The sequence below is a fragment of the Pseudomonas sp. FP453 genome, from assembly GCF_030687495.1.
In the GTDB taxonomy this organism is placed as follows: domain Bacteria; phylum Pseudomonadota; class Gammaproteobacteria; order Pseudomonadales; family Pseudomonadaceae; genus Aquipseudomonas.
Map to the genome: position 1 here is coordinate 4500578 of NZ_CP117435.1, position 12321 is coordinate 4512898.

General features: G+C 62.9%; 7 protein-coding genes. 4 read left to right on the forward strand and 3 right to left on the reverse strand.

From position 1 onward, the window contains the following. Nucleotides 1–129: 129 nt before the first annotated feature. On the reverse strand, nt 130–4041 hold the full coding sequence (gene hrpA, locus PSH87_RS20390) for an ATP-dependent RNA helicase HrpA (protein ID WP_305430864.1): 3912 nt from the start codon (nt 4039–4041) through the stop codon (nt 130–132). Nucleotides 4042–4262: 221 nt separating this feature from the next. Further along, nucleotides 4263–5978, reverse strand: a complete 1716-nt coding sequence (gene aceK / locus PSH87_RS20395) for a bifunctional isocitrate dehydrogenase kinase/phosphatase (RefSeq protein WP_305430865.1) — start codon at nt 5976–5978, stop codon at nt 4263–4265. A 405-nt stretch (nt 5979–6383) separates the two neighbouring features. Here aceK and PSH87_RS20400 point away from each other — a divergent pair, with 405 nt between their 5' ends. The 4 genes from PSH87_RS20400 (at nt 6384) to PSH87_RS20415 (ending at nt 11451) form a co-directional block, all read left to right on the forward strand. Then, a complete protein-coding gene (locus PSH87_RS20400) occupies nt 6384–7994 on the forward strand; it encodes a methyl-accepting chemotaxis protein (RefSeq protein WP_370695330.1) in 1611 nt (536 codons plus the stop codon). A 52-nt stretch (nt 7995–8046) separates the two neighbouring features. Continuing rightward, complete coding sequence (locus PSH87_RS20405; protein WP_305430867.1) at nt 8047–8943, forward strand: DMT family transporter; 897 nt, start codon at nt 8047–8049, stop codon at nt 8941–8943. A gap of 77 nt (nt 8944–9020) precedes the next feature. After that, the gene (locus PSH87_RS20410; protein ID WP_305430868.1) at nt 9021–9812 is read left to right on the forward strand and encodes a CPBP family intramembrane glutamic endopeptidase; all 792 of its coding nucleotides are present in this window, start codon (nt 9021–9023) and stop codon (nt 9810–9812) included. A gap of 73 nt (nt 9813–9885) precedes the next feature. Further along, entirely contained in the window at nt 9886–11451 is a 1566-nt protein-coding gene (locus PSH87_RS20415; protein ID WP_017735318.1) for a PAS domain-containing methyl-accepting chemotaxis protein, read from the forward strand. A gap of 117 nt (nt 11452–11568) precedes the next feature. On the opposite strand, the gene PSH87_RS20420 is transcribed toward PSH87_RS20415, so the two are convergent. Continuing rightward, nucleotides 11569–12261 carry an alpha/beta family hydrolase gene (locus PSH87_RS20420; RefSeq protein WP_305430869.1) on the reverse strand — a complete coding sequence of 231 codons (693 nt, stop codon included), beginning with the start codon at nt 12259–12261 and terminating at the stop codon, nt 11569–11571. Nucleotides 12262–12321: the final 60 nt, after the last annotated feature.

Here is a 12321-nt window from a genome sequence, read left to right on the forward strand (position 1 = left end):
GTACCTGAACTGTGGGAGCTGGCTTGCCTGCGATAGCGGCGGGTCAGTTTGCACATCAGCAGCTGATAGACCGCTATCGCGGGCAAGCCCGCTCCCACAGGGGATTGGGGTTTGGATTTGGGTTGGGCTTCAGGCCTCGACCAGGCTCCATTGCTTGCTCAGGCGCTTGTCGGAAATCGGCACCTTGGTGCCCAGCTGCTGGCCAAACAACGACACCCGATATTCCTCCAGCCACCAGCGGTACAGCTCCAGCTGCGGGTCGCGCTTGCCTTCCTGGGCGTGTTTTTTCAGGCGGTTTTCGTATTGCGCCCACAGGCCACTGAGTTCGCCACTCCACACCCGGTCCTTCTGCACCTGGCTCGGCAGTTTCTCCAGGCGCAGTTCGATGGCCTTGAGGTAACGCGGCAGTTCCTTGAACCACTGCGCCGGGGTTTCGCGGACAAACCCGGGGTACACCAGGTGGCTCAGTTGCAGCTTGATATCGTTCAAGGCCACGGCCTGGGCCAGGTCGATCTTGCCTTTGAAACGTTTTTGCAGCGCGTGCCAGAGCTTCAGCACTTCCAGGGTCAAGCGCGCCAGGCGCTCGGCGTGTTCGGTCCAGCTGCCACGCTTGCGCTCGGCCAAGGCGGCCAAACCGGCACCATCGCGCGGCAGGCTGGCTTCGCCGTCCAGTACGCAGGTGTCGAGGCTCGCCAGCAGGATATCTTCCACCAGGGCGTCGATGCGCCCCAGTTCGCGGTACATCAGGCCCAGCTCCGTCAGACCAGGCAATTTGCCACGCAGGAATTTGGCCGGTTCCGCCAGTTGCTGCATCAGCAAGCGTTGCAAGGCGCGGCGATGCTGGAACTCAGCTTCGGCAGCCGTGGAGAAACGCCCTTCCTTGACCGTGCCGTTTTCTTCCACCAGCGCCGGATAGACCGTCATCGACAGGCCGGCTATCTTCTGTTGCGTCTTTTCGGCGACCGCCGCGAACACCTTGGCCTCCACCGGCTGCTGGCTTTTCGCGGTTTGCGGCACGGCCAACGCGGCTTGGCTGGCTTCGGCGAAGCGCGCGGTCAGCTCGGCCAGGTCGCGGCCTTCGCCAAGGAACTTGCCTTGGCCGTCGACCACTTCCAGGTTCATCTTCAGGTGGTTGTCCACCTGCTGCGCCGCCTCGGCCCAGGCTTCGTCGCTCACGCGCGCGCCGGTCATGCGCAACAGCTCACGCCCCAAGGCCTGGGGCAGCGAGCCTTGGCCAAACTCCATACGTTGCAACGCGGCCTTGACGAAATCCGGCACCGGCACGAAGTTCTTGCGCAAAGCCTTGGGCAAGTTGCGCACCAAGGCGATGCACTTGGCTTCGATCACCCCCGGCACCAGCCATTCCAGGCGCTCCGGCGGCAACGCCGGCAACAGCGGCGCCGGCACGCGCAGGGTCACGCCGTCACGGGGGTGGTTGGGTTCGAAGTGGTAACTCAATGCCAGTTCCAGATCGCCCAGGTGCAGCGTGTCCGGGTAATGCGCGGCGGTGACTTCACTGGCCTCGCGGGCCAGCACGTCTTCTTCGCGCATGATCAGCAACTGCGGGTCTTTCTGGCTGTGAATCTTGTACCAGCTGTCAAAGGTCGCGGTCTGGTGGATCTCCGCCGGCAAGCGCGCATCGTAGAAGGCGTACAGGGTTTCTTCATCGGCGAGGATGTCGCGCCGGCGCGCCTTGGCTTCCAGTTCGTCGAGCTGCTCCAGCAGTTGCTGGTTGGCGGTCAGGCACTTGGCCCGCGACTGGATCTCGCCGCGCACCAGGCCTTCGCGGATAAACAACTCCCGCGACACCACCGGATCGATCGGCCCGTAATGCACCGGCCGGCGCCCGACCACGATCAGCCCGAACAGGGTGATCTGCTCAAACGCCACCACTTGGCCGCGTTTCTTCTCCCAATGGGGTTCGAAGTGGTTTTTCTTGATCAAATGCCCGGCCAGCGGCTCGATCCAGTCAGCATCGATCTTGGCGACCATGCGCGCATACAGCTTGGTGGTTTCCACCAGTTCGGCGGTCATCAGCCATTGCGGGCGCTTCTTGCCGATGCCCGACGACGGATGAATCCAGAAACGTCGCTGGCGCGCACCGAGGTAATCGCCGTCTTCGGTCTTCTGGCCGATCTGGCTGAGCAGGCCGGACAGCACCGCCTTGTGCAGTTTCGGGAAATCCGCCGGCTCTTTGTTGATCGTCAGCTGCATGTCGCGGCAGATCAGGCTGAGCTGGCGATGGGAGTCGCGCCATTCGCGCAGGCGCAAATAGTTGAGGAAGTTCTTGCGGCACCAGTTGCGCAGCGGGCTGGCGGTCAGTTCCTGGCGCTGCTCTTCAAAGCCGCGCCACAGATTGACCAGGCCGGCGAAGTCCGAATCCGCGTCTTTCCATTGTGCGTGGGCCTGGTCGGCGGCTTGCTGACGTTCCGGCGGACGCTCGCGCGGGTCCTGGATCGACATGGCGCTGGCGACGATCAGCACTTCCTGCAAACTGCCGAGCTTGGCCGCTTCCAGCAGCATGCGGCCCATGCGCGGGTCCACCGGCAGGCGCGCCAACTGGCGGCCCAACGGCGTGAGCTGGCTGTTGCGGTCCACGGCCGAGAGCTCTTGCAGCAGGTTGAAACCGTCGCTGATGGCCTTGCCGTCGGGCGGTTCGATAAACGGGAAGTCGGTGATTTCGCCCAGGCGCAGGTGCAGCATCTGCAGGATCACGGCGGCGAGGTTCGTGCGCAGGATTTCCGGGTCGGTAAATTCCGGGCGGCCAATAAAATCTTCTTCGCTGTACAAGCGGATGCAGATCCCCGGCTCGACCCGGCCGCAGCGGCCTTTACGCTGGTTGGCGCTGGCCTGGGAAATCGCCTCGATGGGCAGGCGCTGCACCTTGGCGCGGTAGCTGTAGCGACTGATGCGCGCGGTGCCGCTGTCGATCACATAACGGATGCCCGGCACGGTCAGCGAGGTTTCTGCGACGTTGGTCGCCAGCACCACGCGCCGGCCCGGGTGGGACTGGAAAATCCGCTGCTGCTCGGCCGGCGACAGGCGCGCGTACAGCGGCAGGATTTCAGTGTGCTTGAGCTGGGCCTTGCGCAGCATGTCGGCGGCGTCGCGAATCTCGCGCTCGCCCGGCAAGAACACCAGCACGTCGCCAGGGCTGCGGCGTTCGCTGCGCTCGTAGGCGGCGATTTCATCGAGGGTGGCGAGGATCGCCTGGTCGACGGTGAGGTCGTCCTCGACGCGGTTGCCCTCCTCGTCCTGCTCCAGGGTCAGCGGGCGGTACCAGGTGTCCACCGGGAAGGTGCGGCCCGACACTTCGACAATCGGCGCATCGTCGAAGTGCTTGGAGAAGCGCTCCAGGTCGATGGTCGCCGAGGTGATGATGACTTTCAGGTCCGGGCGACGGGGCAGCAGGGTCTTCAGGTAACCCAGCAGGAAGTCGATGTTCAGGCTGCGTTCGTGGGCTTCGTCGACGATGATCGTGTCGTAGCGTTCCAGGTAGCGGTCGTTCTGGGTTTCCGCCAGCAGGATGCCGTCGGTCATCAGCTTGATCAGGGTGTTGGAGTCGCTCTGATCTTCAAAGCGCACCTGATAGCCAACCAGTGCGCCCAATGGCGTCGCCAACTCTTCGGCGACCCGGCTGGCGACGCTGCGCGCAGCGATCCGGCGCGGCTGGGTGTGGCCGATCAGGCCGAATTGGCCGCGACCGATTTCCAGGCAGATCTTCGGCAACTGCGTGGTTTTACCCGAACCGGTCTCACCCGCAATGATCAACACCTGATGCTTGTTCAGCGCGTCTTTGATTTCATCGCGCTTGGCGGCAATCGGCAGGCTGTCGTCGTAACGAATCACCGGCAGGCTGGCGCGGCGCGCCGTGACCTGGGCGCAGGACGCCTGCATGCGCGCCACCCACTGCGCCAACTTGTCCTCGTCGGGCTTCTTGCGCAGCTCAAGCAACTGCCGACGCAAGCGGTGGCGGTCGGCGAGCATGGCGTGATCGAGGGTTTTGAGCAGTTGGTCGATAGTGGGCGCTTGGTCAGTCATCAGGTACTTGACGGTTATCTATATAGGCACGGCCGGCAAGTGTGGCAGAAAAGCGTCGCGTCTGGCAGGCGCCTGAGTGGCATCGGCGGTAAACCACAAGCAAATGTGGGAGCAACGATCATGTGGGAGCGGGCTTGCCCGCGATTACGATCTGTCAGCGACACATCTGCCGACTAATACACCGCTATCGCGGGCAAGCCCGCTCCCACAGGGGGCTCGCGTCACACTGGGTCCCTGCGCCGGTATGGGAACACGTCGATCACCTTGCCCGCGCGAATCGCATCCTGCAGGCCTTTCCAGTAGTCGGCGTTGTACAGCTCGCCGTGCAGTTCATCGAACAACTTGCGCTGGCCGGCATCGGCGAACAGGAACGGCGGGAACTCTTCGGGGAACACATCCAGCGGGCCGATGGAGTACCAGGGCTCGGACGCCATTTCGTCCTCGGGCGTACGCGGCGCGGGGATGTGGCGGAAGTTGGCTTCGGTGAGAAAGCAGATCTCGTCGTAGTCGTAGAACACCACGCGGCCGTGGCGGGTGACGCCGAAGTTTTTCAGCAGCATGTCGCCGGGGAAGATGTTCGCCGCCGCCAGTTGCTTGATGGCCAGGCCGTAGTCTTCGAGGGCTTCGCGTACCTGGGCGGGGTTGGCGTTTTCCAGGTAGAGGTTGAGCGGGGTCATGCGCCGCTCGGTCCAGCAGTGGCGGATAAGCACCGTGTCGCCTTCGACTTCGACGGTGCCGGCGGCGACTTCCAGCAGTTCGGCCAGGCACTCGGGTTCGAATTTGCTCAGCGGGAAACGGAAGTCGGCGAATTCCTGGGTGTCGGCCATGCGTCCTACGCGGTCGACGCTTTTGACCAGGCGATATTTCTCGATCACCGTGGCGCGGTTGACGTTTTTCGACGGTGAAAAGCGGTCCTTGATGATCTTGAACACGGTGTTGAAGCCCGGCAGCGTGAACACGCTCATGACCATGCCGCGCACGCCGGGGGCCATGATGAACTGGTCGTCGGTCGTGGCGAGGTGGTTGATCAACGCGCGGTAGAACTCCGACTTGCCGTGTTTATAGAAGCCGATGGAGGTGTACAGCTCGGCAATGTGCTTGCCCGGCAGGATGCGCCGCAGAAAGCCGATGAACTCCGCCGGCACCGGCACGTCGACCATGAAGTAGGAACGGGTAAACGAAAAGATGATCGACACATCGGCTTCGTCGGTGATCAACGCGTCGATCTGGATGCCCTGCCCTTCGCGGTGCAGCAGCGGGATCACCAGGGGCCATTGTTCGTCGCGGGTGTAGATGCGTCCTACGAGGTAGGCGCCTTTATTGCGGTAGAGCACCGAGGAAAACAGCTCGACCTTGAGGTCCGGGTCTTTGCACACCCAGTCCGGCAGGTTCTCGCGCAACTGCGCTTCCAGGCGGCGCAGGTCGGCAGGCAGGTCGGCGTAGGGCTCGCTGAAGCGATAGTCGGCGAAGACCTGCGCCAGCATCGCGGCGATGTTGCCCGCCGGTGCATAGGTGCGCGTTTGCGCCGCGCGCGCCCGGCGCAGGCTGGGCCGGGTGGTGTGGATGAACATGCAGCCGTCGCTGATCAGGTCATGGCTGAACAGGCCGCAGAAGATCGAGTTGTACCAGGTCTCGGACAGTTCATCGTCAAAGCGCAGGTCGATCAGGCCGATGTAGGCGCTTTTCACCAGGGGCCACAGGTCGATGTCCAGCAATTCGTGTTCGGCGAAGCTCGCGTGCAGGCGCGTGGTCACTTCGCCGACCTTCTCTTCATACAGGTTGATCCGCGCCGCCGACGCCGCCTGCCCCTGCTGCCACTGGGCCTTTTCGAAACGCTCGCGGGCACCGTCGGTGATCTGGCGGAAGTGCTCGCGGTAATCGTCGAAGCCATCAAGGATCATCCGGGCGATGGCGAGGGCGGGCGTGGATGGCGACATGCGGGAAACCTCTACGGGTATCTGGAAGCACTGAGCTTAGCCAGTGTAGGAAGGCAGGAGAAGGACGATTTTTCCTGGCGCGTTGTACAACTTCGTTCATTTCGTACATCTATTTTCAATTTTTTTTATTCGACCAATCGGTCAATAAACGCACCAAAAAGTCGCAGGATGTTTTCTGCACACCCCTGCAACGGCGCTGTCTGGCGCTGTGCGGGCGAAAAACCCGGCACCGCAACGGCCGACGCCGCTATGTAACCGTCTTGATACACCGTAAGGGAAACCCTGATTACCTCATTAGTGGCACTTTGCTATACAGCGCGCCCTTTCCCCTCCTAACAAGGCTAAAAGGCCGACCCGGGAACAGGTTCTAATCGCCCAAGGAGCATTGAGATGTCATTGAGGAATATGAGGATCGGCTTGCGTGCGGGTCTGAGTTTTGGGGTTTTGGCCAGCTTGCTGGTGATCGTGGGGATGTTTGGCCTGGGCCATATGGCCAAGCTGCGGGAAAGTGCGCTGGTCATCGAGCAATCGTGGATGCCGAGCATCGAGAATATCCACGACAGCGCCGCCTACGTGGCCAGCATCCGCCTGGAGGCCTTGCGCCTGGCCACCACCGACGAATCGCGGATTCGTGACACCAGCAAAAGCCTGCTCGGCCGCCACCGCAGCGAACTGCAAGCCCTGCTGCAGCATCACGAAAGCCTGCTCAGCGACGCCGAAGAAGGCGAGAAACTCCAGCAGCTCAAGGTCAACGTGGACGCCTATCTCAGCCTGGTCGGGCAGATCGTCGCGCTGGTGGACAAGGATCAGCAACAAGACGCCATCGACCTGCTCAACACGCGCCTGGCGCCCCAGGGTGTGATCCTCAGCAAAAGCCTGGAAGCGCTGATCGTGTTCAACCAGAACGGCGTCGAAGCGGCAGTGGCGTCGGCCGCGCAGATGTATGTGAACGCACAATGGGTGGTCGGCCTGATCATCGTGTTCGCGCTGCTGGCCACCCTGGTCCTGGCGTGGCTGCTGACCCGCAGCATCACCGCGCCCCTCGGCCAGGCGCTGAGCGTGGCGCGTACCATCGCCGCCGGCGACTTGAGCCAGCCCATCGTGGTGCGCGGCAAGGATGAGCCGGCGCACTTGTTGACGGCCCTGGCCACCATGCAGGAACAGCTGCAAACCACCATTCGCGGCATCAGCGAATCGGCGCAACAACTGGCCTCGGCCGCCGAAGAAATGAGCTCGGTGATGGAACAGAGCACCCGTGGCCTGCAAGCGCAGAACGATGAAATCGAACAGGCCGCGACCGCCGTGACCGAAATGAGCGCCGCCGTGGACGAGGTGGCGGGCAATGCGGTGTCCAGCGCCGAAGCGTCCAAGGCCTCCGACGAGGACAGCAAGCACGGCCACTACCAGATCAGCGAAACCATCAGCTCGATCCAGAACCTGGTGGACGAAGTGCTCGGCGCCTCCAATAAAGCCGAAGGCCTGGCGGTGCAGGCGCAAGACATCAGCAAGGTGCTGGAAGTGATCCGCGGCATTGCCGGGCAAACCAACCTGCTGGCGCTGAACGCCGCCATCGAAGCCGCCCGCGCGGGCGAGGCCGGCCGTGGTTTTGCGGTGGTCGCCGACGAGGTGCGCTCGCTGGCCCAGCGCACCCAGGACTCCACCGAAGAAATCGAGCAGATGATCACCGGCATCCAGCAAGGCACCCAGGACACCGTCGGCGCGCTGAACAGCAGTGCCGAACACGCTGGCCAAACCTTGCAACGGGCCAACAGCGCGGGCAGCGCCCTGGAGAAAATCACCGCAGCCATCTCGCAGATCAGCCAGCGCAACCTGGTGATCGCCAGCGCCGCCGAGCAACAGGCCCTGGTGGCGCGCGAGGTGGACCGCAGCCTGGTGAACATTCGCGACCTGTCCACCCAGACCGCTGCCGGTGCCACCCAGACCTCGGCCGCCAGCCAGGAACTGTCGCGCCTGGCGGTGGACCTCAATGGGCTGGTGACGCGGTTTGTCCTGTAATCAGTCGAGGTGGCGTGCAACACTCGCCGCCTGATTGATGTAGGAGAACTCCGTGAGACCTGTCGACACCTTGTACCTGCTGGGGCTCGCCGCCATTTGGGGCGCCAGCTTCCTGTTCATGCGCATTATCGCGCCGGAGCTGGGGGCGGTGCCGACCGCGTTCTTCCGTGTGTCGATTGCGGCCGCAGGGTTGTTGGTAATCCTGGCGGTGATGCGCGTGAAGTGGGATTTCCAGGGCAAGTTCAAGACCGTCCTGCTGCTGGGCGTGATCAACTCGGGCATCCCGGCGACGATGTACTCGGTGGCCGCCCAGGTGCTGCCGGCGGGTTACTCGGCGATCTTCAACGCCACCACGCCGTTGATGGGCGTGTTGATTGGCGGGCTGTTTTTCAGTGAGCGCCTGACCCCGTCGAAACTCGCCGGGGTCAGCCTGGGCCTGCTTGGCGTGGGCGTGTTGACCCGTGCCGGGCCGGTGGCGTTTGACCTGGAATTGTTGATGGGCGCGCTGGCTTGCCTGGTCGCCACCACCTGTTATGGCTTTGCCGGGTTCCTGGCGCGGCGCTGGCTGGACCAGCGCGGTGGCTTGGACAGTCGTCTGTCGGCCCTGGGCAGCATGCTCGGCGCGACGTTGTTTCTGTTGCCGCTGTTTGCCTACAGCGCCATCAGCCATCCGCCCGCGAGTTGGGGCGGATGGCCGGTGTGGGGCTCGTTGCTGGGGTTGGGCCTGGTGTGTACGGCGCTGGCCTACGTGTTGTATTTCCGCTTGCTCACCGCCATCGGGCCGGTGCGGTCGATGACCACCACGTTCTTGATCCCACCGTTTGGCGTGCTGTGGGGTGCGCTGTTGCTGGGCGAGCCTCTATCAATGGCGCACGTGTACGGCGGGTTATTGATTGCCGGCGCGTTGTGGATGGTGTTGCGACCAGGACGGCTGGCTAAAACCTTGTAGGACGATTACCGGAGTTTTCATGTGTCGCCTGTAGGACGGTCGCTATAATGCCGCCCAGATTTTTCCAAGGATTTCCCATGCTCGCACTGCCCTGGCTGTACCTGGCGCTTCTTTCCATTGGCTACGTATTGGCCCTGATCTATGGGCAATTGGGCCTGCTCGCCGGCATCTCGGTCGCCCTGTTGTTGCTGGCCGGGTATGCCGTGCGCCAGCAGCGCACCCCTTGGGCGCGCTACCTGGGCCACGGCTTGTTTATCGTGCTGGCCCTGGGCCTGGCGATGCACTGGCTGCCGGGTTTCTACAACGGGCGCGGTATTGCCCCGCAACGGTTCACCGCCGACGCGGTGCCCTTCTCGATGTACCTGAACCAGGACAAACCGCTGATCGGCTTCTGGCTGCTGCTGGCCTGCCCGTGGATCGTAGCGCGCCGTTCGTTGCGCCTGTCGATCTGCGTCTCCGCGCTGGCCTTGACCTTGACCGCCGTGGCCGCGCTGGGTGGCGCCGCGTTGCTGGGCATGATCAGTTGGGCGCCGAAATGGCCCGAACAGGCGTGGCTGTGGGTGTTGAACAATCTGCTTCTTGTCACCCTGGTGGAAGAAGCGCTGTTCCGTGGCTACGTCCAGGGTGGGCTGAGCCAGCGTTTCAAACAGCTGCCCTACGGTGACAATCTCGCGCTGCTGCTGGCCTCGCTGCTCTTCGGCCTGGTGCACCTGGGCGCGGGTTGGCAGTGGGTGCTGCTGGCGAGCATCGCCGGAGTCGGTTATGGCCTGGCGTATCGCTTCGGCGGCTTGGGCGCGGCGGTTGCCACGCACTTCGGCTTGAATCTGCTTCACTTCGGCTTGTTTACGTACCCGATGCTGGCCGGTTGATTGTTGCAAAAATAAGTTAAATAAACCCCTGCCCGTGCCGATAACCCCTGAAAGCCTTGCGGATTGAACAATCATGCGTAATAACCAACCCGTTACCCAGCGCGAACGTACCTTCCCCGCTCAGCAACGGTTGATCTCCACCACAGATGCCAAGGGTGTGATCACCTACTGTAACGACGCGTTTGTCGAGATCAGTGGGTTCACCCGCGACGAACTGCTGCGCGCGCCCCATAACCTGGTGCGTCACCCGGATGTTCCGGGAGCGGTGTTTGCGCATATGTGGACCACGCTCAAACAAGGCTTGCCATGGATGGGCATTGTCAAGAATCGCTGCAAGACCGGTGACCACTACTGGGTGAACGCCTATGTGACGCCGGTCTTCGAGGGCAACCAGGTGGTCGGCTACGAATCGGTGCGCATCAAGCCCACCGCCGAGCAGATCCGCCGTGCCGAAGCGCTCTACCAACGCATCAACCAGGGCAAGTCGGCGATCCCGCAGAAAGACAAGTGGCTGCCGGTGTTGCAAGACTGGCTGCCGTTTATCCTGGTCAGCCAGTTGAGCTTCATGATCGGCGCGTCACTCAACTCCCACTGGGGCTTTGCCCTGGCAGCGGGGTTGTCGGTACCACTGGGCCTGCTGGGCCTGAGCTGGCAACAGCGCGGCCTCAAGCGTTTGCTGCGTTTGGCCGAGCAGACCACCTCCGACCCGTTGATCGCGCAGATGTACACCGACAGCCGGGGCGCCCAGGCGCGTCTGGAGATGTCGATCCTCAGCCAGGAGGCGCGTCTGAAGACGTGCCTGACGCGCTTGCAGGACACCGCCGAACACCTCAACGACCAGGCTGCGCAGTCCAATACCCTGGCGCACAACAGCTCCAGCGGCCTGGAACGCCAGCGCGTGGAAACCGAACAAGTGGCCACCGCCGTCAACCAGATGGCCGCGACGACCCAGGAAGTCGCCAGCCATGTGCAGCGCACGGCCGATGCGACCCAGGAAGCCAACCGCCTGACCGGGCGCGGCCGCGATATCGCCGGGGAAACCCGGGAGGCGATTCAGCGCCTGTCGGTGGCCGTTGGCGAGACGGGCGTGACCGTCACCCAACTGGCCAAGGACAGCGATGAAATCGGCGGCGTGGTCGATGTGATCAAAGGCATCGCCGACCAGACCAACCTGCTGGCACTCAACGCCGCCATCGAAGCGGCGCGTGCCGGTGAGATGGGCCGTGGTTTTGCCGTAGTGGCCGACGAAGTGCGCCAACTGGCCCAGCGCACCGCTGAGTCCACCGGGCAGATCCATGCCCTGATCGCCAAGCTGCAGCAAACCGCTGCCGCTGCCGTACAGACCATGGACGCCGGGCATCGCCAGGCCGAAGAAGGTGTGGCCCGGGTGATGGAAGCGGATCAGGCGTTGGTGGGGATCAGTGAAGCGGTGGCGCATATCACCGACATGACCACGCAGATCGCGGCGGCGACCGAAGAGCAAAGCTCGGTGGCCGAAGAGATCAGCCGCAATATCAGCACCATTGCGCTGTTGGCGGACCAGACGTCGGAGCAGGCGTTGAACTCGGCGCAGTTGAGTGAAGAGCTTACTCATACCGCGAATACCCAGTATTCGCTGGTAGAACGGTTCAACCGGTAAACCGCTATCGCAGGCAAGCCAGCTCCCACATTGGACTGGGTTCACAGATTTTGATCTGTGAATGCATTCAAATGTGGGAGCTGGCTTCTCGGGTCGCCGCATCGCTGCGATGAGGCCCTAACAGCCGCCGAGAAACCCAGCCACTTTCACCGCCGCAGCCGCCAAATGCTGCTCATGACTAAACCCTGAAACCTTCAACGGTTTCAAATCATGATCCCCCGCCACCAGCCACATCACCTCGATGCCCGGCGCCAACACATAACCCTCCACCGCCGCCCGATTGCCCAAGGCATCGCGCTCGCCTTGCACGATCAGCGTCGGCGTCTGCAACCCGGCCAGATGCTCCACCCGTGGCTTTTCTGGCTTGCCCACCGCATAGAACGGATACCCCAGGCACACCAGCCCATCAGCACCCAACTCGTCGGCCAACAGACTGGCCATGCGCCCGCCCATGGACTTGCCGCCCATCGCCAGTTTCCCAGCGACATGACGTCGCACTTGCGCATACACCTCGCGCCACGCTTCCAGCAGTTTCGGCGCCGGATTCGGTGGGCGTTTACCGCCGTCCACACGGCGTTGGGCCATGTAGGGAAACTCGAAGCGCAACACGTTGACGCCGTGCCCGGCAAGGCGTGCAGCCATGTCGTTCATGAAGGCTGAGTCCATCGGTGCGCCGGCGCCGTGGGCCAGGATCAGCGTCACAGGTTCATGCCCTGCAACGCTTGTCGCGACGCCCCACAACCAGCCGTGTTCCCGCACACACTGCGCCCATTGATCCCCGTCAATACTGGCCTTGTGCTCTTTGCCCATGCTTGCCTCGCTATTTAGTCTGCCTATAACTCCAGCCCAAGTGCCGCATTTGCTTGGGTT

Bases quoted from the DNA above. Each gene is read 5' to 3' on its own strand.
- PSH87_RS20410 (WP_305430868.1), top strand. From the start codon at position 9,021: ATGCTCGCACTGCCCTGGCTGTACCTGGCGCTTCTTTCCATTGGCTAC.
- aceK (WP_305430865.1), bottom strand. From the start codon at position 5,978: ATGTCGCCATCCACGCCCGCCCTCGCCATCGCCCGGATGATCCTTGAT.
- hrpA (WP_305430864.1), bottom strand. From the start codon at position 4,041: ATGACTGACCAAGCGCCCACTATCGACCAACTGCTCAAAACCCTCGAT.
- PSH87_RS20400 (WP_370695330.1), top strand. From the start codon at position 6,384: ATGAGGATCGGCTTGCGTGCGGGTCTGAGTTTTGGGGTTTTGGCCAGC.
- PSH87_RS20415 (WP_017735318.1), top strand. From the start codon at position 9,886: ATGCGTAATAACCAACCCGTTACCCAGCGCGAACGTACCTTCCCCGCT.
- PSH87_RS20420 (WP_305430869.1), bottom strand. From the start codon at position 12,261: ATGGGCAAAGAGCACAAGGCCAGTATTGACGGGGATCAATGGGCGCAG.